Source organism: Streptomyces sp. TG1A-60, assembly GCF_037201975.1.
In the GTDB taxonomy this organism is placed as follows: Bacteria; Actinomycetota; Actinomycetes; order Streptomycetales; family Streptomycetaceae; genus Streptomyces.
Genome location: NZ_CP147520.1, coordinates 4,820,968 through 4,841,492 on the forward strand (window position 1 = coordinate 4,820,968; position 20,525 = coordinate 4,841,492).

At 69.4% G+C, this 20,525-nt stretch carries 15 protein-coding genes, 1 tRNA gene and 2 pseudogenes; 10 read left to right on the top strand and 8 right to left on the bottom strand.

Going from position 1 to position 20,525, the window contains the following annotated elements; all coding sequences use genetic code 11:
• Nucleotides 1-27: 27 nt before the first annotated feature.
• Nucleotides 28-636 carry a 5-formyltetrahydrofolate cyclo-ligase gene (locus WBG99_RS20960; RefSeq protein WP_338897757.1) on the bottom strand — a complete coding sequence of 203 codons (609 nt, stop codon included), beginning with the start codon at nt 634-636 and terminating at the stop codon, nt 28-30.
• A 103-nt stretch (nt 637-739) separates the two neighbouring features.
• Here WBG99_RS20960 and galU point away from each other — a divergent pair, with 103 nt between their 5' ends.
• From galU to WBG99_RS20995, 7 genes are all read left to right on the top strand, one after another.
• Complete coding sequence (gene galU / locus WBG99_RS20965; protein ID WP_338897758.1) at nt 740-1,642, top strand: UTP--glucose-1-phosphate uridylyltransferase GalU; 903 nt, start codon at nt 740-742, stop codon at nt 1,640-1,642.
• A 5-nt stretch (nt 1,643-1,647) separates the two neighbouring features.
• A complete protein-coding gene (gene glp, locus WBG99_RS20970; protein ID WP_338897759.1) occupies nt 1,648-2,970 on the top strand; it encodes a gephyrin-like molybdotransferase Glp in 1,323 nt (440 codons plus the stop codon).
• A gap of 84 nt (nt 2,971-3,054) precedes the next feature.
• On the top strand, nt 3,055-3,537 hold the full coding sequence (gene moaC / locus WBG99_RS20975) for a cyclic pyranopterin monophosphate synthase MoaC (RefSeq protein ID WP_338897760.1): 483 nt from the start codon (nt 3,055-3,057) through the stop codon (nt 3,535-3,537).
• Complete coding sequence (locus tag WBG99_RS20980; RefSeq protein ID WP_338897761.1) at nt 3,534-4,064, top strand: MogA/MoaB family molybdenum cofactor biosynthesis protein; 531 nt, start codon at nt 3,534-3,536, stop codon at nt 4,062-4,064. Before moaC ends, WBG99_RS20980 begins: the two co-directional genes overlap by 4 nt.
• A 20-nt stretch (nt 4,065-4,084) precedes the next feature.
• The gene (locus tag WBG99_RS20985; RefSeq protein ID WP_338897762.1) at nt 4,085-4,750 is read left to right on the top strand and encodes a GNAT family protein; all 666 of its coding nucleotides are present in this window, start codon (nt 4,085-4,087) and stop codon (nt 4,748-4,750) included.
• Between the two features lie 211 nt (nt 4,751-4,961).
• The gene (gene glpR, locus WBG99_RS20990; RefSeq protein ID WP_338897763.1) at nt 4,962-6,275 is read left to right on the top strand and encodes a gephyrin-like molybdotransferase receptor GlpR; all 1,314 of its coding nucleotides are present in this window, start codon (nt 4,962-4,964) and stop codon (nt 6,273-6,275) included.
• Between the two features lie 144 nt (nt 6,276-6,419).
• A tRNA-Ala gene (locus tag WBG99_RS20995) sits at nt 6,420-6,493 on the top strand.
• A gap of 240 nt (nt 6,494-6,733) precedes the next feature.
• Here WBG99_RS20995 and WBG99_RS21000 read toward each other — a convergent pair.
• Entirely contained in the window at nt 6,734-8,548 is a 1,815-nt protein-coding gene (locus WBG99_RS21000; RefSeq protein ID WP_338897764.1) for a hypothetical protein, read from the bottom strand.
• Entirely contained in the window at nt 8,545-9,525 is a 981-nt protein-coding gene (locus tag WBG99_RS21005; protein WP_338897765.1) for a hypothetical protein, read from the bottom strand. The genes WBG99_RS21000 and WBG99_RS21005 overlap by 4 nt, the downstream gene beginning before the upstream one ends.
• 30 nt (nt 9,526-9,555) lie before the next feature.
• On the opposite strand from WBG99_RS21005, the gene WBG99_RS21010 reads away from it, so the two are divergent.
• Nucleotides 9,556-9,855 (top strand): helix-turn-helix transcriptional regulator, encoded by a 300-nt coding sequence (locus tag WBG99_RS21010; protein WP_338897766.1) that lies wholly within the window; start codon nt 9,556-9,558, stop codon nt 9,853-9,855.
• 217 nt (nt 9,856-10,072) lie between these two features.
• Here WBG99_RS21010 and WBG99_RS21015 read toward each other — a convergent pair whose 3' ends face one another.
• Complete coding sequence (locus WBG99_RS21015) at nt 10,073-10,696, bottom strand: hypothetical protein (protein WP_338897767.1); 624 nt, start codon at nt 10,694-10,696, stop codon at nt 10,073-10,075.
• Between the two features lie 191 nt (nt 10,697-10,887).
• Here WBG99_RS21015 and WBG99_RS21020 point away from each other — a divergent pair, with 191 nt between their 5' ends.
• Together WBG99_RS21020 and WBG99_RS21025 are read left to right on the top strand one after the other, a co-directional pair.
• Nucleotides 10,888-11,139: a hypothetical protein gene (locus WBG99_RS21020; RefSeq protein WP_338897768.1), complete on the top strand. Its 252-nt coding sequence runs from the start codon at nt 10,888-10,890 to the stop codon at nt 11,137-11,139.
• Between the two features lie 771 nt (nt 11,140-11,910).
• A complete protein-coding gene (locus tag WBG99_RS21025; RefSeq protein WP_338897769.1) occupies nt 11,911-12,402 on the top strand; it encodes a hypothetical protein in 492 nt (163 codons plus the stop codon).
• A 426-nt stretch (nt 12,403-12,828) separates the two neighbouring features.
• Here WBG99_RS21025 and WBG99_RS21030 read toward each other — a convergent pair whose 3' ends face one another.
• The 4 genes and pseudogenes from WBG99_RS21030 to WBG99_RS21045 all read right to left on the bottom strand — a co-directional run.
• Complete coding sequence (locus WBG99_RS21030) at nt 12,829-13,740, bottom strand: FKBP-type peptidyl-prolyl cis-trans isomerase (RefSeq protein WP_338897770.1); 912 nt, start codon at nt 13,738-13,740, stop codon at nt 12,829-12,831.
• Between the two features lie 190 nt (nt 13,741-13,930).
• A pseudogene (locus WBG99_RS21035) lies at nt 13,931-14,562 on the bottom strand (DUF3105 domain-containing protein).
• Between the two features lie 1,255 nt (nt 14,563-15,817).
• Nucleotides 15,818-16,504 (bottom strand): RHS repeat-associated core domain-containing protein, encoded by a 687-nt coding sequence (locus WBG99_RS21040; protein ID WP_338900419.1) that lies wholly within the window; start codon nt 16,502-16,504, stop codon nt 15,818-15,820.
• A 91-nt stretch (nt 16,505-16,595) separates the two neighbouring features.
• Nucleotides 16,596-20,477: pseudogene (locus tag WBG99_RS21045) on the bottom strand (DNRLRE domain-containing protein); the annotation flags it as partial.
• Nucleotides 20,478-20,525: the final 48 nt, after the last annotated feature.

Consider the following 20,525-nt stretch of genomic DNA (forward strand, 5'->3'; position numbering starts at 1 on the left):
CGCGTGGAGGCCGCTTTCGCGTCCGGGTCACCAAAACCGTCGTACTCCCGAAGGGGTCACCACCGCGTGCACCGGGCGGTCGTGCGGTTCCTCCGGTACGCGGTCCACGACCTCCGTGTCGTACAGCAGCACCACCAGCGCCGGATCGGCGCCCGCGCGCTCCAGGCGGGCCAGGACCCGGTCGTACGAGCCGCCGCCCCTGCCGAGGCGCATCCCGCGCGCGTCGACGGCGAGGCCCGGCAGCAGAACGACGTCGGCGGTGGTCACGGCCTCCGGGCCGAGTCGGTCGCCGACGGGTTCGAGCAGGGCCATACGGCCGCCGCCGTGCTCCACGCGGGCGAGGGAGGCCCCTCCCTCGTAGGCGCCCCAGTCGAGGTCGTTGTCGGGCAGCAGGACCGGGAGCAGGACGCGCGCGCCCCGCGCGCGCAGCGCGTCAAGGAGCGCGAGCGTGCCGGGCTCGCTCCCCACGGAAACGTACGCCGCGACCGTGCGCGCGTGCGCCAGCTCGGGCAGATCGAGGGCCCGGTCGGCCAGGGCGGCCGTCGTTCTCCGGACGTCATCCTGCGTCAACCCCTTCCTCACCAGGAGGAACGCTCGACGCAACGTTCGCTTGGCAGACTCCGGTCCAGGTCCCATCGGTCTCACAGGTCGCTCCAGTAGTATTCGTAATCTGCTCATATGAGAGCGAATTAATCGGAACCACAGATTCCGAACAAAGGCACCGGATATGGTTCTGCCCATGAGTGAGGCGAACCCCAGGATCACCAAGGCTGTCATCCCCGCGGCGGGTCTAGGGACCCGGTTCCTGCCGGCGACCAAAGCGACCCCCAAGGAGATGCTGCCGGTCGTGGACAAGCCGGCGATCCAGTACGTGGTCGAAGAGGCCGTCTCGGCAGGGCTCGACGACGTCCTGATGATCACCGGCCGCAACAAGCGCCCCCTTGAGGACCACTTCGACCGCAACTACGAGCTGGAGTCCGCCCTCCAGAAGAAGGGCGACGCCGGCCGGCTCGCCAAGGTCCAGGAGTCCAGCGACCTCGCGACCATCCACTACGTCCGCCAGGGCGACCCCAGGGGCCTCGGCCATGCCGTCCTGTGCGCCGCCCCCCATGTGGGCGACGAACCCTTCGCGGTCCTCCTCGGCGACGACCTGATCGACCCGCGCGACCCCCTCCTGAAGCGCATGATCGAGATCCAGGAGGAGCGCGGCGGCAGTGTCGTCGCGCTCATGGAGGTGGCTCCCGAACAGGTCCACCTCTACGGCTGCGCGGCCGTGGAGCCCGCCGACGACGCCGACGTGGTGAAGGTCACCAACCTGGTCGAGAAGCCGGACCCGGCCGACGCCCCGTCGAACTACGCGGTCATCGGCCGCTACGTCCTCGACCCGGGCGTCTTCGGCATCCTGCGCCGGACGGAGCCGGGCCGCGGCGGCGAGATCCAGATCACCGACGCCCTCCAGCAGTTCGCCGCGGACGAGAAGGTCGGCGGCCCCGTGCACGGCGTCGTTTTCAAGGGCCGCCGGTATGACACCGGCGACCGCGGCGACTACCTGCGTGCCATTGTCAGACTCGCGTGCGAACGTGAAGACCTGGGCCCGGACTTCCGGACCTGGCTTCGCAGTTACGTAGCCGAGGAGATGTAGTCACGTTGAGCACCGCCGCGACCCGTACCACCGGCCGGGACCACCTCTGGTCGGTGACCGAGCATTTGGAGGACATCCTCGCCACCGTCCGCCCCCTGGAACCCATCGAGCTGCAGCTTCTCGACGCCCAGGGCTGCGTCCTGGTCGAGGACGTCACGGTGCCGGTCTCGCTGCCGCCCTTCGACAACAGCTCGATGGACGGGTACGCGGTGCGGGTCGCGGACGTCGCGGGCGCGAGCGAGGAGTTCCCGGCCGTGCTCACGGTGATCGGTGACGTCGCCGCGGGCCAGGCCGAGCAGCCCCGGGTGGGACCCGGCGAGGCCGCCCGCGTCATGACCGGCGCCCCGCTGCCGCCCGGCGCCGAGACGGTCGTCCCGGTGGAATGGACCGACGGCGGACTCGGCGAGGGCCCCGTCTCCGGGATGCGCGCCGGCAGCGCGAACCCCGAGGGCGCCACCGGCCAGGTCGCCGTCCACCGCGCCGCCGGGGCCCGCGCGCACGTGCGCGCGAAGGGCGGCGACGTGAAAGCCGGTGAACGCGCCCTGGCCGCGGGCACGATCCTCGGCCCGCCGCAGCTCGGGCTGCTGGCCGCCATCGGCCGCGCCTCGGTACACGTGCGTCCGCGCCCGCGCGTGGTCGTGCTCTCCACCGGCAGCGAACTGATCCCGCCGGGCGAGTCGTTGGCCACGGGCCAGATCTACGACTCCAACAGCTTCGCCCTGACCGCCGCCGCCCGGGACGCGGGCGCGATCGCCTACCGCGTGGGCGCCGTCGCCGACGACGCCGAGACCCTCCGCTCCACCATCGAGGACCAGCTCGTCCGCGCCGACCTCGTGGTCACCACCGGCGGCGTCAGCGTGGGCGCGTACGACGTCGTCAAGGAGGCCCTGGAGTCCGTCGGCGACGAGGACGAGGAGGGCGCCGGCATCGACTTCCGTAAGCTCGCCATGCAGCCCGGCAAGCCCCAGGGCTTCGGCACCATCGGCCCCGACCACACCCCGCTGCTGGCCCTCCCGGGCAACCCGGTCTCGTCGTACGTCTCCTTCGAGCTGTTCGTCCGGCCCGCCATCCGCACCCTGATGGGCCTGAGTGACGTCCACCGGCCGACGACCACCGCGACCCTCCGGACGTCCAAGGCGCTGACCTCGCCCGCCGGGCGCCGGCAGTACCTGCGCGGGACGTACGCCGACGGCGTGGTCACCCCCGTGGGCGGCGCAGGATCGCACCTCGTCGCGGCCCTCGCGCACGCCGACGCGCTGATCGTGATCCCCGAGGAGACCGAGTCGGTCGAGCCGGGCGCGGAGGTCGAGGTGGTCCTGCTCGGCTGAACCGTCGAGGGTGGCGTACCGTGTCGCGCACAACAGGCCGCGCGCCGCACCGCGACGGGCCCCGACCGGGAGCGCCACACCACCATGAGTACGCCGCAGGACCGACTGACCCACATCGACGAGGCGGGTGCCGCCCGCATGGTCGACGTCTCCGGGAAGGACGTGACCGCGCGCACCGCCCGCGCCAGCGGCCGGGTCCTGGTCTCACCCAAGGTGGTCGAACTGCTGCGCGGCGAGGGGGTGCCCAAGGGCGACGCCCTCGCCACCGCGCGCATCGCCGGGATCATGGGTGCCAAACGCACGCCCGACCTCATCCCGCTCTGCCATCCGCTGTCGGTGTCGGGCGTCAAGCTCGACCTGTCGGTCGCGGACGACGCCGTCGAGATCCTCGCCACCGTGAAGACCACCGACCGTACGGGTGTCGAGATGGAGGCCCTCACCGCGGTCTCCGTCGCCGCCCTCACCGTGGTCGACATGGTGAAGGCGGTCGACAAGGGCGCGGTCATCACGGACGTACGCGTCGAGGAGAAGACGGGCGGCAAGTCGGGCGGCTGGAGCCGGGCATGACAGCACCGGCCGGCGGTTCCCGCACCGCTCCGTACCGCGCCCTGGTCGTGACCGCCTCCAACCGGGCCGCCGCCGGGATCTACGAGGACAAGGGCGGACCGCTGATCGCCGAGGGACTCAGGGCGTTCGGCTTCGCCGTCGACGGCCCCCAGGTGGTGCCCGACGGCGACCCCGTGGAGGCCGCGCTGCGGGCGGGCGTCGAAGCCGGGTACGACGTGATCGTGACGACCGGCGGGACGGGCATCTCGCCCACCGACCGCACCCCTGAAGCGACCCGCGCGGTCCTCGATCACGAGGTGCCGGGCATCCCGGAGGCGATCAGGGCGTACGGCCGGGACAAGGTGCCGACGGCGGCGCTCTCCCGGGGGCGCGCCGGAGTCGCGGGCCGGACCCTGATCGTCAATCTGCCGGGTTCCACCGGCGGCGTACGGGACGGTCTGGCCGTACTGGAGCCCCTGCTCATCCACGCCGTCGACCAGATCCGCGGCGGGGACCACTCCAGACCCAGCCACGGGGGTGCGAGCTGAACAGCCCATCCTGGCCGGTAGTGCTGGTGGACGATGATGTCGTCCTCCGGCCCATAAGGATGCGCGACCAGCGGGCCTGGCGTGAGGTCAACCGGCGCAACCGGGAGTGGCTGCGGCCCTGGGAGGCGACCATTCCGCCGCCCACGCCGAGCGGGCCCATCACGCACCGGCCGACGTACCGTCAGATGGTCCGCCATCTGCGGGCGGAGGGGAACGCGGGCCGGATGCTGCCGTTCGTGATCGAGTACCAGGGGCGGCTGGTCGGGCAGTTGACGGTCGCCGGGATCACGTGGGGTTCGATGTGTTCCGGTCATGTCGGCTACTGGGTCGACGAGTCGGTCGCCGGGCGGGGCGTGATGCCGACGGCGGTGGCGCTCGTCGTGGACCACTGCTTCCGGACGGTCGGGCTGCACCGTGTCGAGGTCTGCATTCGCCCCGAGAATCGGCCCAGCCGACGGGTCGTGGAGAAACTCGGATTCCGTGAGGAAGGGATTCGTCCACGATATCTTCACATCGACGGCGCCTGGCGCGACCATCTCGTCTTCGCGCTCACCGCCGAAGAGGTGCCCGAGGGACTGCTCGGCCGTTGGCGACGGGAACGGGCGCGGAACGCGAGCGACGCGCGGAGCGCGGGCAACGCACCAAACACCGGTTCCGACGCGGGCAAGCCAGGACAGGGCCCATAAATGAAATGCTTGTTCGAATAAAATCCTCGAACGGTGATCGCCCTGTGATCGGGTTGAACGAGTCGAAGCGTTCTCGGCACGTTAATTTCGCGCTCTCGATGGACCGCTGATCGGATCGGTCACAAAAAAAGCTCGAAATATCAGCCAGATCGTGCGACACACCGGCTCAATTGGCGGATGGCCTCACGCAAACCCCTCTACCGTGTGAGGCGTGAGCAGCAGCGGCCTCATCTACGCAGTCATCGTCGGGGCCTGGGCCGCCTACTTGGTGCCGATGTGGCTCCGTAGGCAGGACGAGTTGAACGAAGCCCGTCCGACGGAACGCTTCAGTACCGCCATCCGGCTGCTTTCCGGACGGGCGGGCATGGAGCGCCGGTACGCCAAGGACCTGCAGGCGCGCTCCACCGACGAGGGGGAGCCCAGCGCCGAACCGGACGGCGTCACCGACTCGGTGGACGTCCGGGCCTTCGCCATGCCTCCGCACCGGGAGCGCACGAAGGCGCAACTGCCGGTGGAGCGGGGTGAGCCGCCGCAGCAGGCCCAACAGCACGCGCAGTCGCAGGCGGCGAAACCGACGGCGCAGGCCAAGCCGGTGTCGCAGCAGGGCGGCGGGCCGTCCGCCAAGCAGGGGGCGGCCGGAGTGCCCGCCCCCGCACGGGCGAAGCGTCCGGGCAGGCAGGCGGCGGGCGCACGCCGGGGCAGCTCGGCGGAGGCCAAAGCGCGGGCCCAGCGCTCGAAGGTGCTCGCGCGCCGGCGGCGTACGACGGTGATGCTCTTCGTCGCCTTCACGCTCGGCACGGTCGTCGCGGCGGTCGGCGGGCTCGCCTTCCTGTGGGCGCCGACCGTACCCGCGGTGCTGTTGAGCACGTACATCGCGCATCTGCGCCGCCAGGAGCTGAAGCGGTTCGCGTACACGATGGACCGCCGGCAGGCCGAGGTGGCGGCGCAACGACTGCGGGAGCGGCAGCCCCAGCGGCGGCGGCCGATGCCCGACCCGGCGGACACCGACGAACCGGAGGACGGACCGGAGAACGAGGAGACCCGGTCCGACCTGACCACGCTCGCGGCCGACCGCCGTGCCCTCGTCGAGCAGACCGACCACGCCGAGTGGGTCGACCAGCAGCGCGAGCGCCAGCGGCGGCCCGCCCAGGGCGACAGCTGGGACCCGGTCCCCGTACCGCTCCCGACGTACGTCACCGCGCCGGTCGCGCCCCGGGCCACCTCCGGCGTCGACCTCGGCGCACCGGACGCGTGGAGCTCCGCGCGCTCCAGCGCGGCCGATCCGCACGGCTCGTCGAGCACCCCCTCGAACTCCGCGCACGCCTCCGCGCGTGAGCCGGAGGCGGAGCGCGGTGCCGAGGAGTGCGCGGACGACGCCGGGCCCACCGACGGGGCCGACGCTCCGGGTGGCGACCGCTCCGATGCCCGCCGCGCCGCGTCCGCGCGCCGCTCCCGCGAACGGGGCCGCACGCCGCTCTTCGACCAGTACGAGGACGGCGACCGCCCCCGCGCGGCCAACGAGTGACCCTCGTCCCCCTCGTCCCCCTCGTTCCTCTGGCTCCTCCCACTCCGCTGACCAGCCAAGAGCCGGTCACGACCGGGCCGGGAGCCGCCCGGGAACGGATTTCCAGGCACCGCGACGGGGATGCTAGAGTTTCACTCGTTGCAAGGGCCTGTGGCGCAGTCCGGTAGCGCACCTCGTTCGCATCGAGGGGGCCAGGGGTTCAAATCCCCTCAGGTCCACGCACGACTGTTCTTGAGTTCGCTCGGGAGTAGTTGACGAGATCCCGGCGATCATGATGATCGCCGGGATCTTCGTCGTTTCCGAGGTCTGTTCGAGCCTGTTCGGGGTGGTGGATGGCGGCGGTTCTTGGGTGTGGCCGTGTTCGTCTGCTGGCGCACGCTGTTGAAGGCATGACGGCCGGCCCCGGGATTCCGGGGCCGGCCGTCGTCATGTGTTGCGGTTGTTGTTCGTGGGTGGGGTCATCGTTCGGCGGGCGGGGGTGGCCGTCCGGTCCGTGCGGGCGGTTCGGCTGTCGGTTGTGCCGGTTTTTGGGTGTCGGCGTAGTCGGTGTCGGTGAGTTGGGTGCCGGTGCGCTGGTAGAGCCAGGTTTCGAGGATGTCGAGGTTGCCGACGGTGACCATGAGGGCGACCAGGAGGGTCTGGGCGACCTGGCCCGGTGCTCGGCGGTGTTTGGGGTTGCCGATGTCGAGCTCGTCGCTCTTGAGGCGCCCGTGGATGCCCTCGTTGTGGGAGCGGATGGGTTTGTAGACGGCGATCCAGTCGGCGGACAGGTAGTGGCTGTCCTGCCGGAACTTCGCGGTCTTGAGGTCACCGGCGGCGTCGGCGGGGACGGTGATGTCGGACTTGCCGCAGACAGCGGGCAGTTCATCCGCCGACGGAGGGGTGAGCCATTCGTCGGCGGGGAGTTGGACGGTGGGTTGTGCGGCGGGATGCGCGGCGCGTTTGCGTTTGTCCGTGAAGTCGATCACGGCGGGCGGTGGCCCTGGGCTGTGGGGCTTGCGGGGACGGAGCCGGTCCCGGCGGGTGCAGTTCACCGAGGGGGATGGTCCGGCGGCCGGGCAGTGGAGGCGGATGGCGCCGCGCGGGTCGGGCCCTTGTTTGGTCTTGAGGAAGTACGGCCTTCGGGCGGCGATGTGTTCGATGAGCTGTGGGTTGTCCCTGAACTCGCGTACGGCCTTGTCGTCCATGCCCTGTGTGGCGTGCGCCAGCGCGGCGGGCATGCAGGGGCAGGCGAGGGAGCCGTCGATGAGCAAGGCGCCCTGCCAGCTGCCTTGCTCGCCCCGGTCGGCGACCTTGTAGTCCAGTGCCAGGCGGTAGCCGAGACGCCGCACGGGGATCTGGAAGTGTTCCGGAGAGCATCCGGTGTAAGCACGGTCGGCCGCGCACGCGCCGACCGGCAGTCCGAGTCCGCCGACCTCCTGGAGTGCGATGACCGCGTTGCGGCCGATGCGGACCGTGGGTGTGTCCAGGACCAGGCCGACGCACATCTGCGGGTAGGCCGTCGGCTTTCCGGCAGGCTCGCCGGGGCGGCGGCGGTGCGCGGCGACGACGAAGGTGGCGCTGTAGCCGAAGGTGCCTTCGTCCGAGCCACCGCTGAAGTGCCAGCCTGCGGTGACCTCCACCGAGGCGGTCTGGGAACGCTCACTGGAGTGACGGGCGAGGACTGGAATGGCAGTGGCGTCCACACCTACGTCTCCGCGCCAGCCGCGCAGGTAGCCGCGGGACCGGGCGAGCTGTACCGGGGCGAGAACCAGCTGGTTGGCCAGCAGTTGAAGCCGCTCGGCGCTCTGCCTGCCGGACGGTGTGTTCCACGCGCCGGCGTGGGTGGCGGCGATGTCGAGGGGCAGGCGGGAGCGGCGGTCGCAGCGGGCCGGGTCCAGGACAGTGGTGATGCGGTCGAAACCCCGGTAGAGGCGGCGACTGGCAGCGATGCTCTCGCGGGCACTGGCGGGCGGCTGCTGGGGGATGCCCAGCCAGGTGCGGGCCCTGGGGCCGAGGCGAAAATGAAGGATCCGCCAGGCTTCGGCGATGGTGGCGCGGCCGGAGAAGTAGGAGGCCAGCAGCAGTCCGGCCAGCACCGTGCGCGGACGTACCCCCGCTGGTCCCGGCCGTCCCTGCAGCAGTTCCTCCAGCTGCTGCGGAACACCGGAGCGGTCGAGCAGGGTCAGCAGCTGGCCGACCTTGGAGTCCTCGATCCTGGTGATCTTCCCGGGGCGGATGCGGGGCCGCAGGGCGCGTGCGGCTTCCTCGTCCGCCGCCGGGCGGGCCATCATCGGCGGTGCCCGTGCAGCAGCCGGATGACCTCCTCCCTCGGCAGGGGAGGGACCCACTGGTGGTGGGGGGCGAGCCCGGCCGGCGAGGCCATCCCGGCGGCTGCGGCGACCACGGACGGGCTGATGCCGTCGGCGAGCAGCCCCACGATCCATGTCGAGCGCAGACGGCGGGCCGACAGCGGCGGCAGCCCGTCTGGCGGGCGGTGGCGGCTGGGCCAGGACGACACCAGGTTCTTCGCCGCCGCCACCTTCCGGCCGGGCCGGAACAGGTAGCCCGCACCGGCAGCCTCGGCCAGTTCCGTCAGCACCGGCGCCCAGAAGATGTTGCAGGCCACCAAGCGTCCCAGCATGTCCTCGTCGAGCACCGGAACTCCGCAGGTGACGTCGACATGAGAACCACGGACCCGGACAACCTCGCCCGGGGCCAGGCCGCAGCCGGCGCCCAGCGCCATCAGTCCCAGTCCGTCCAGCCGGGCCCGCCCCGGCAGATGTCCCGCCCAGTCCCGGAGTCTGGCCAACTCACCTTTCTCGTAGGGTGGTTGGGGATTGCGCGGAGAAGCGATCCGCACCGGCGGGGCCTCGCCGCGCTCGACCCACACGAGTGCTTCCCGGGTGCGTCGCAGCCAGGTCCGGCAGGTCTGCACCGTCGAACCGTCCAGGCCCGCGCAGCCGGACAGCACGAAGGCGTCGATCGTCTCCGTGCGCAGCCACACTGCCGGGTCCCGGGGCAGGCCGCCCTGGTCGGCCCACACGGCGAGGCGCCCCACGGCGTAGAGAAAGTGTCCCGCCTCGTAGCAGGTTGCCGGTGCGGTCGCCGTCACCGTCGCCCGTACCTGATCGGCGACCGGTGCCCACCTCTCCCAGGGCAGGCGAGGGCGGTAGTCGCGGATGTGGCGGGAGATGTCCGGGTGCAGCGTCACAGACCAACAAAACTGGCTGCTCAAGCAGCCGGTGAAGGGGTTGAAGCCGATCTTCACGGAAAGGAGTGCATCCGCATGGTCGGAGGCATGAACCGCCGAAGGCCGCCGCGCGAGCTTGCCGGCGATCCGGAAACCTGGCCCCACGCCCAGCTCAGCGACCCCGGCGCCGCCGTTATCCAGGCCATCGCCCGAGCCCTCGCGAACGCCCTCCAAGCCCAGAAGCGGAGCCTGCGGCAGACCGCCACAGGCGCCGGCGTCAACCGGCAGGCCATCGCCGACCTGCTCGCCGGCCGTTGCTGGCCCGACGTCGCCACCGTCGCCCGCCTGGAGAACTTCCTTGCCGTGCCGCTGTATCCGCCCCGAAACGGAACGCATCCCGACCACTGAAACCGGCCTTCCCGTCCCCGAATAACAGCAACTGCCGGGAACGACGAAATAGGCCACGCACCCCCCGAGGCGAGCACGGTTGCTCTAACCTCGGGAGAGCGCGTGAGCCACTACCAATGGGGTCCACGTCGAAGGTTCCGAAGAGGGTCCAAGCTCAACGGAACCCGTCCCCTCCTCCCCGTAACGGGAGGAGGGGACAGCTCTGGTGCCTACGTCGTCAGGCGGCCCCCTTCAGTCCTGCGCCGCCAACAGGCCCCGGCTCATCCGCCACCCCGCCCGCAGCACTCCGGGCGATCGCGAACACGGCTGTCTTCACCTCGGCGACCCGTCCGTGCCCGACCAGCCGCTTGCACGTCGCACGGATCGTCTCCACCGCAGCCGTCCCCGCCTTTCCGTCCGTTGGACGACCAAGCGCCTTGGTGATCTTCGTGACGTGCATCGGTTCTCCGGACGTCGCCAGCAACTGTTCGATGGCCTGCATCACCTCGCCGGACTTCGCCTTCGACGCCGTCTTCTTCCCAGCCGAAGCCCGCGGCCTGCCGGGCCCGCGTTCCTGCCGGCCGCCAGCTGTCCCATCGGCCGACCCGGACTCGGACTCGGCCTCTGCGGGGGCGGAGGGATCGCCATCCCCACCAGCCGGGCTCTCCGCGGCCTCCCCCGCGCCGGGGTCCTGCTCCGGGCCGGGGCCCGAGGTCTGGGAGAGGATCTCGTCAAGTGCCCCGGCAAGCTGATCGCGTGTCGTGCACGCCTTGTCCAACTCGGCTTGCACAGAGGCCAGTTCATCCTCCAGGTCGCACCGGCGCCGCTCCAGCCGATCTGCTTTGCGGGTGTAGAAGTCCACGGCCGTCCGCAATCCCGGCGCCGCAGCAGCCTCCTCCATGCCAGCGAAACCCATCTGCCCTCCCGGCCCATCAGTGCCACAGGCACGACGCCAGACATCGTAGGGAACGCCAGACGTCCCAGACACCCAATTCGCCAAACCACGTCTGGCAGTCGGGACGCCAAAAGCCGCCAGATGTGGCACCAGGGATCGTGCTCATCGGCTACAACTGGCAAGCTCGCCGGACAAGCGCAGTTCTCGCAGCCTTCGGGCGTAACACCGGCCACAGCAATGCCAAGAGCGAAGGCATCAACCGCGTGATCAAGCTCGTCGCCTGCGCCGCCTTCGGGTTCACCGGTTCCCCAACGCCGATAACCAACGCCTACGCACACGCTGCGACACCACCCGCCGCGCCCACGGACACCTCCCACCGCTCAACTTTGAAGACCCGCGTACGTCCCTGACGGACGCCCCTACCTCCGGTCCACGGCGCCACGGCTTCCGCACGAGGTCCTCACTACGACAGACGCCGAGGCCGACGCGCTGGTAGGCGTTATTCCGCGCCCGTCACCTCGTGTCGGGCCAACTCGACGCTCGGGAAGCGAGAAGCGATGGCCGCGCTGCTGGAACGCGACCACCACCTCGTCCCCTTCCGCACCGAGCTTCGGGGGCGACCTCGTGCGGCCGGACCTCACAGACGAGCCGGTCCGGCACGGGAAGGCCGCCTGTGTCCGCCAGGGGAGCCGGACACCGACGCCAAGGTCAGCGGGAGGCGGATGCCAAGGCGAGGCGTCATGCTGCTGGGTTCCGGCAATCGCAGCTGTGCGGTCCGTGCCGTGGCCCCGCCTGCCTGCCGGGGAGCCCTTGTGGCTCAATATGCCCCACGGCGAGCATGCAGGAAAGCGGAAAGGAGGCCCGGTGACCAGGAGCAAGAGAGCGGAGGCACGGCGGCGCAGGCGCACGCGGTGGACCCGGGCTTGGGGACTGTCCGTGGCGCCACTGGCCGCACTGGCAGCCGTGGCAGGTGTCGTCGCCTTGTCCACGGTGCCGGACATGGTGGACGAGGTACAGGCCTTTCACTCCGCCCGGCCGTGCGCCGTCACGATGTCTCCCTCGGCCGACTGCCTTCGCACCTACCCCGCGACGGTGCGGGGACAGCCATCGAGAACGAGGGCCGGAGCCAGCTGTATCTGCTCGAGCTCGACGGCCCGCGCCCAATCCCCGCAGAACTCGACATGAACGACGAGGACCCGCTGCTGAAGCAGCTGCGAAGGGGCGACCACATCACCGTGACCGTCTGGCGCGACTACACAACCGCGGTCACCAAGGACGGGGTCACCCAGGAGTCCAGCGACACCCCGGAGGGCCTGCCCGAATTCCAGACCGCCTTCGCGCTCGACCTGCTGGCGGTGGGAGGCTACGGCAGCTACGCGGGAGCCACGGCGATACGCCACGCACGACAGCGATCACTGCCCGGCCCGGTGGCCCTGTGGGGCCGATGGACCGTGGGTGCCGTGCTGGCTTCCCTGCCGGCGGGCATCGTTGGCTATGAAACGGCAACCGGCCCTGTGGCCGTGGTGCTGCTGTGGCTGGTGTTGCTGCCCGTGGTCTGGCTCATGGTCGAGGGCCGAGAAAGACACAACCGCGGACGGCACAGTCGCAGGCCCGCCCCCGGCAGGACCGCCGACACCGCTGCCTGGCTCCGCTACCTCCAGGGACGCTCCTGACCGCGGGCACCGTCCACCGCGGCGAGGCGGACGCACGCCGACCAACTGGCGCCCTTCGCCATGGTCGCCACCAACACAGGTCACCGGCCTTCCTCCGGATACCGGTGACCGCACGAGGGGGCACCGACGGAACCCATCTGACCAGCAGCAGGGTTCCGGTCCGGGAGACCGGTTCCCGCGTCGGCGGAGATCGTTTCCCGTTGCGAGAGGCAATCGGAGCCGCAGACCTGGGCGGCGTCCTGGCCGCCAACTCGCTGACGCCGCACGACAGTTTCGTCGGTGCCCCACGAGGGAGGAGAACCGCCATGGCGCGCAACCCGGTTCGGGCTGCGATCGGGGACGTCTGGATCACCTGCCAGGTCTGCCACGGTGATCTGTTCATGAGTTCCCGTCAACACACCGACGGGAACTCATGAACGATCGAGGCTAGGGTGCCGCCAGTACGTCGACTACGAAGACGACGGTGGAACTGGCCGGGATATCCTCCCGGGCTGTGACTCCGTAGGCCAGCTGTGGTGGGATCACGACGAGGATTCTGCTGCCCGCTCTGGCTCCGACCAGTGCCCGGTCGAGTCCTTCGATGAGGTTGCCGCGGCCGATGACGACAGAAGACGGGCCGTGAGACCAGGACGAATCGAAGAGAGTAGCCTGCTCCTCTCCGCGGTTGGCGGCCCATACTGCGCCGACGCGCCGAATCACGAGGTTCTGGCCGGCCTTGGCTGCGGGGCCGGTGCCGTCGATGAGCGTCTGGGTCATAAGGCTCCTGGGCGGGGTGGTGTCCGGCACGGTGATCGTGGCAGCCGTGCGTGTGGCCCGTACCTGGGGCAGCGCCTCGGATACGGGTCGCTGCTGTCCCTGGGCGGTGGAGTCAGCCGGGATGATCTTTACGATGTCGATGGCGAACACGACGGTGTCGGTGCCCCGGACACCCAGCCGGGCGTTGCCCGCGTCACCGTAGGCGGCGGCCGGCGGGGCCACCACCAGCACTCTGCTGCCGGCCTGCTGCCCCTCGACGGCTCGATCCAGTGCGGGGAGTACGGCGCCCTGACCGACCGGAAAAGCACTGGGTGCGCCGTGCTCACCGTAGGTGCCGGGCAGCGCAGTGCCGCGCTTCCAGGTCTTGGCGGCGTAGTCGACGATCACGATGTCGTTGCTGCGGGCCTTCCGGCCATGGCCCGCCAGCACGGTGGTGATGACGAACTTCCCGCTGGGCTGCGCTTTCGGGATGGTGATCGTCGGCTTCCGGCCGAACTTCCCGGACACGGTGGGCAGCACGGCATCCGTTGCCGCTGCGGCAGGCACCGCCTGCCGGGAGACGGACACGGTCGGCACCGGCATCGGCCGGTGGCCTCGCTCATCGGGAGCGGGCGAGGACGACGAATCGCTGCACCCTGCCAACAGCACGACGGAGGCGAGGAGCAAACCTGAAAGACGCCGCATATTTACTGATTCTCCTGACTGACTGACTGATATCGCTATCGCCGGCTGCTGTCCACACGCGGGGCTGCCTCTTGCCAGACGGAGCCGGTTATCCCGTGCTTCCGCCCGTGCAGGGAGCACCCGGCTCAGGGGTCTGCTCGCCCTGCACGTACTTGGTAAAGAACTGCGCGATGCGCGGATCCGCCGCCTCCTCGACCGACAGCTGGTGGCCCCAGGCGGTCAGGGTGATCGGTGACGACTGCTTCCTGTACGGGCTCATGAAGGTGTACGGCGTCTTGGACACCCGGTCGGCCAGGGCCCTGATGTCGGCCTCATGGGCCGTGTCGTTGTAGGTGACCCAGACCGCGCCGTGCTCAAGCGAGTGGACCGCGTTCTCGTTCCGTATCTCCTTGCTGTAGACATCTCCATTGCAGTTCGCCCAGGACGGGGCGTGGTCCCCCCGGCAGATGGGGACATGGAATAGCTGACGGACTTCGATACATGGTTCCGGCTCAGCGCTTCCCACGTCTGCTCGCCCGTCATCAGGCCCCTTTTGAGCCGCTGCTCTTCCTTCTTCGCAGTGAATACGGAGTAGGACACACCGGTCGCCGCAGCAGAGACCACCAGGAAAATTGCGATCACCACGGCCCTGACAGCCCGCTCCCTCCTGCGCTCCGCGCGACGCATGTCCTCTATCCGGACACGACGCCCGGCTTTCTTGTCATCGAGTTCGGCATCCATCGCCCTTCTGCCTTCCTGTAGCACATCTGCGATCTACCGAAGGGGGCATTCATGGCCGACTTGCGGCCTCGGAATTCTACGGCTTGAGGTGTCGCCGCAGGATGCGAATCCCTTCTCGCGCGTTCATGAAACGAGCAGCGCGAGGCGCGCCCTTACGCCAGTTTTCAGTACACGATAAATGCAGTCACAACGTCTTCCGTGCTGAGTTTGTTTGGCGTGGCACCGGCTGAGTCGCCGCCCGGATGGAAAATGAGGCAGCGACTCAGCTCACAACGCTCTTGGGTCAGGTGCGGTCAGTCCGCTTTCTGCCTCTACCACCTGTAGCCCCAGCAGCAATCCATTGAAGGTCGCTCGTGACGGATTCAGCGAAGTGTGCCCGGTTGTGAGGGCCTCCTACGTAGGCCGTTGCGGACAGCGACGATCTATCCGTGCGGGTGATGGCGATTCCCGTCTTTCGCGTGGCTCCGTATGCCTTCGGGCGAGCTCTACTGATAGGGATGCGATCCGTCACCGCCGCCACCCCCACCGCAGCTACGCCGGTAGCGGTCGACGACCCCTTCCGCAGAGTCGCCCTGGGGTCGCGACTACCGGAGGACTTCAGTTCTGCTTGCCTCTCTCCTTCCTTATATCTCTGATTCCTTTAGCCGTGTAGAACGTTACGGCAACACCCAATGCGATCTCGCACGCACCCCACAGCCTAGACCAGCCACTCTCTTGAATATTTCCTACTCCACTCGCCAGCAAGAAGGGAAGGAAGAAGAGGAGAGGGGAAAGCTTATACTTGCCCACATGAACTCCCGTGTAGAGACGTTCACCCAGATCCGGTAGGGGATCGAGTCTCCTCCCCTACCGGTCGGAGGGATATCGGCGACTGTTTCTGCCCGTGTACCTCCTATCCGAACGCCGCCCGCTGTTGGTCAGCGAGTCATTCCAATCCCGTCGAACCTTAGTCAGGGCGATGCAGACCGGCAGTGTGGCACCGACCGGGATTAGCGGTCCGGGTCGGCGCCACACTGATATCGGCTTCTTGGGCTAGTGTCCGCGCCTCCGCCGAATACGGCCTCCGACGTATGCGCCCGTCGCACCCATGAACAAGGCGAGAACGGCTTGACTCGGCAACCCTCCGCCGAGCAGCAGTGCGAGCCCACCGCCGATGGTCAGAAGTGCCAGGCCGACCAATATGTCAGAGGCTTTCATATGCTTCCTCCGGATTTCTCGTGCGAGAGGTACGCTCGCCTGATAATTACGCGATGCGTCATCTGCGCCACCATCCCCACCCCCGAGAGGGAGCCCGACGCTTCCCTGTCCCTCTCGCGACGAATCTTTGCGTGGCCTTCCAGGTAAGGCCGCCTACAGAGCTCGCGGCTCCGAATCCGGCCCCTTGACCGACGCTGACCCACAGGTCTCGTCGGTTGTACCTTGCGCGATTCCCGAAACGTCGCTTGGCCCAGTAGTCGCCGGCTCCCCAAGCTGCTCCGATGGCTGCTCCGGCGACGATGCATCCCAGGCCGCCCGTGACCGCACAGAAGCCGGCCGTTGCGAAAGCCGCACCTGCGTAGACGGCTCCACGCAGCAAGCGTCGCTTCCATCTGTTCGAGAACCAGTGTCTGCCGTCGAGGTCGTACTTGTTGATGGGGTCGCCGTGGACGTACTCATACGCGTTGGCGTTGCCGCCGTGGATGGGGTCGGTGGACAGGAAGCGGCCGATTCGGGGGTCGTAGAGCCGGACGCCCATGAGGACGAGTGCCGTGGTGGGTGAGGTGGGGCGTTGTTTGCCGCCGAGCCAGCCGTAGCGGGCGGGGGTGCTGCCCTGGCGGGGGTTGCCGTATTCGTCGTGGTCGAGGACGGTCGTGGGTTTGGTGGTGTCCAGGGGGTGTTGGACGGCCAGGTCGCCGTGGATGTTGGTCAGTTGCAGGACGGTGTCGCCGGTTTCGCCGGTGATGGCGGCGAGGTCGCCCGGTGGTGGTGTTGTAGGTGTAGGTGGTGGTGGACGGCGCCGAGTCGGTGACCTTGGTCGGCCGGTCGAGGGCGTCGTACTCGGTGGTGGTGGTGTTGCCGGTGCCGTCGTTGTAGGAGATCTGGCGGCCGAGCTTGTCGTAGCCGTAGGCGATGGTGGTGGTGCCCGCGGTCACGGTTGCGACCTTGCCGGTGGTCTCGTCGTAGGCGGTGGTGGTGTCCGGCACGGCGGTACCGATGCCGCCGGTGATGGCCGTCGTGGCGGGGCGGCCGGCGGCGTCGGGGGTGATGGTGGTGGTGCGGGTGACTCCGTTCGCGGTTTCGATGGTCTTGGCGGTGCCGCCGAAGCGGTCGTACTCGGTGACCGTGGTGGGCAGCCCGGTCGGGTTGGAGCCGCCGCCGGTGATGGCGCCGGCCGGTCCGACGGAGCAGACCAGGTCGGCCCATTCCGGGCGTCCGGCGCAGGTGCCGGTGCCGGTGGCCGACCAGTAGGTCGTCACCCGCGCTCCGGCGTCGGTGCCGTCGGACTCGGGCTGGGTGGTCTTGATCACCCGGCCTTGGGTGTCGTAGTCCGTGGTGGACGTGATGGCCAGTCCTGCCGGGTCCTGGATGGTCTTGGGCGGCAGGCCCTTGGCCCAGTCGTACTCGGTCTTGGTGGTGCGCACGTCCGCGTCGGCCGGGTAGCCCTCCAGATGGGCGCCGGTCTTGATCGTGGTGACCTTGTCGTGGATGGGGGCGTCGGCCGGGCGGTCCTCGTCGTAGGTGTTGACCGTGTGCGAGCGCAGCGGGACCTCGCTGCCCGCGGGCAGCGCCTGTGCGTCACCGTAGGCGGCCACGTCCTGGGTGAGAGTGGCCGCGTGCAGCGGCCCGAACTCCTCCAGCAGGCGGTGTCCGTCGGTGTTGTACACCGAGAGGGACGACAGCTGGCGGGCCCGGTCGGCGGTGGACTGGGCGTCGATGCCCAGCCGGGTCAGCCGCTCCAGGCCGGCACCGGAGGTGGCCAGGGCCAGCTTCCGGTTGCCCGCACTCAACTCGCGCACCGTGTTGCCGAACCGGTCGTACTCGGTCATGGAGATGTGCCCGCCGGGTGTGGCGGTGTTGACCTCGCGTCCGGAGGCGTTGGTGTAGGTGACCGAGGCCCGGGTGTAGGCAGTGGCCGTCAGGTCGGCCCCGTTGTGGGAGGCCGGGACGGCGTCCGAAGGGAACACCGCGGTGGCGTCCGTCGGCACGTCGCTCTGCGCCCACGCGGCCACGTCCGCCTGCCCCATGGGGTAGGGGGCGTCGGTCCCGGTCAGCGGCACGTCGTAGACGACCGAGGTGGACGCCGTGCCGTTGGTCTGCGTCGCCGATCCCGGTGTCAAAGTCGGGCGGGACGCCTTGAGCAGCATGCCCGCACCCGCGGTGGCCGCGTTGCCGGCCGTGCCGTAGGTGAAGGTCCACGCCAGCTCTCCCGGCGGGGTCAGTTCGATCACGCGGCCGGCCGAGTCGTAGGCGTACGTGGTTTTCAGCGCCGGTGAGATCCGTGGGTCCCACACCTCGCGCAGACGGCCGGAGTCGTCGTAGGCGTACGAGGCGATGGACACCGCGGTGGAGCTGCCCGCCCCCGGAGCCGTGGACCACAGCCGGATCTCCTTGACCCGGTCGACGTAGTCGCCGAACGACGTGGACGTCGCCGTGGTGGAGGCCGCGTAGACGTACTCCAGCACCCGGCAGCCCTTGGTCGACGGAGTCGTCTCACAGGTCTCGGAGGACACCGCCGAGGTCGGGGCGATGACCCACCTGGGGCGTGCCACGGTCTTGTTGTCCACGGTGATGGTCTGGGAGATCACCTTGGTGGTGGAGTTGCCCGTGAGCAGGTAGGTCGACGACACGCTCCACGTGGTCACGGCCGGGTCGACCTTGGCGAACGTGGTCTTGATGCCCTCGTGGACATCGGTGACCGTGAAGGCGCCGGTCAGCGAACCGGTCAGCTCAAAGTCGTCCGCGCCCGGCTCGGCCTTCCAGCCACCGCCGCTGGTGGCGGTGAAGCCGGTCTCCTCACCGTCGACGTCGACCAGGACCACGGAGGTGTCCGAGGTCTTCTTGACGTACGACCAGTCGGACTCGGTGATCTCCGCGACCGTACCGGCGGTCCACTGCGGGCCGAAGATCGGAGCCTGGCCCTCCTGCTTGGCCCCGGCGTCCGGGCGACGGGACGAGGCCGAGCGCGTCACGCTCATGTCGAACGCGGAGGCGTCCGTGTCCGAGAGCGTGTAGTCACCGGTCAGGGTGTTCACGCTGCCGGGACCGATGTCCTCGGCCGGTGCGGTGCCCGCGTCGCGGTCAACGGTGACGGTCACCGGCTGGGAGTAGCCGGTGGTGGTGCCGTCGGTGAACGCCGCCCGGATGTCGATCGGGCCGTCGTCGGGGAAACTGGTGGTGATGTTCCACACCAGGGCCGGGGGAGCACCGCTCGGGGCGGCCAGCGGCCAGGAGGCCACGGCGGAGCCGTCGGAGTTCTTCGTCACGTCGGCCAGCGGCACGTTCTTCCACACCGTGTCTGCCTCACCGAGCCGGTACTGATACGTCACACCGGTGTAGCTGGTCTTGCCTGTGGCCGCGAGCGCCACCCGGCGGGCGGGGCGGTCGCCGTCGCGCGGGGTGAGGATCGCGGCCCCGTCTGCGCCGACGCCGAACTTGTACTCGGTCGTGGTGGTGGACAGGTTGCCGCCGGAGTCGACGGTCTTGGCGTACAGGGTGTGCCAGCCCTCGGCCGGATTGACGGTGATGGCTAGCGGATCGCCGCCAGTCCCGTTGGTGGTGTCGTCGATCCGCTTCGGCGTGTTCGGGTCGTTCAGCCCCCACAGATAGCCCTGGCCGTCAGTGGAGCTGGTGTCCAGGGTGCACTGGGCGCCGTCGGTGGCCTTGGCCGTCCATGTGTTGCCGGTGTAGGGGTCACACGTGATGGACGGGGCTGCGGGCTTGGCGGTGTTCAGCACGAAGGTGGAGTAGCCGGTCCAGGAGCCGTACAGCGAGCTGTCGTAGCCGCGTACCCGGTAGCGCAGGTGTGAGCCGGCCGGGAAGGCGTTGGCGGAGGGTATCGCCAGGGTGGCGGTGGAGCCGGAGGCGACGCCGGTGGTGGTGGCGGTGTAGGTGTAGGTGGTGTCGTTGTAGGCCGGGTCCGGGGTGATCTCGAACTGGGCCTTGACCGTGCCGCCGTCCGCATCCGACACCTTCGCCGTCAGCTGCGGGGTGAGCGAGGTGACGTACCGCTTGCCGTTGTAGGCGTTCAGCGTACTCGGCGAGATCGCCGCCGAAGTGGGCTTGGCGGGGTAGGAGTTGTAGGTGACCGTCAGCGACGGCTCGACATCCGGATCGTGGGAACCGTCGACGTAGTTCGCCGACCGGTACCGCCGCCAGGTCAGCACGTCGGTCTCGTTGACCGCGGCCAGGCGGATACCGTAGTTCGGCGAACCGTCCGCCCACGCCTGCACGATCGCATCCACGTCCCAGGAGACCAGGCCCGCCGGGCAGGAGGAGCTGTAGCCCTTCGCAGCGGTCGAGGTCACCGCGCCGGTGGTGGTGGTCGACGGCTGCGCCGACCAGGAGATCGCCGACGGATCCCAGTCCGCGGTGACCCTGCGGGCCTGCACGCCGGAGCCGGAGGTGGAGCAGGTGGAGGAGTAGTACGAGTACAGCCGCAGATCGGTGTCCACGATCTTCTTGCCGGTGTACTGCGACGTGGAGAACTTCAGGAACGAACGCGCCTTCTGCACCCCGTCATAGGTGCCGGCCTTCAACTCTGTCGATCCGCGCTGGCTCGTCGGGTAGTCGTCGTACTGGATCCAGGTGTCCGTGGTCGGGCCCGCCAGCGTGTTGGTCGGGTCGATCACCACCGGATAGGTGACATCCGGGTCCGAGAGGAATGTTTCGCTCGGCTTGAGCACCAGCGTCTGGTCGCCGTCGGCCGCCGTCTCCACCGTCGCGCTGACCTTCGCCGTACGCTCCGGCTCCTGGGACTTGGCGTC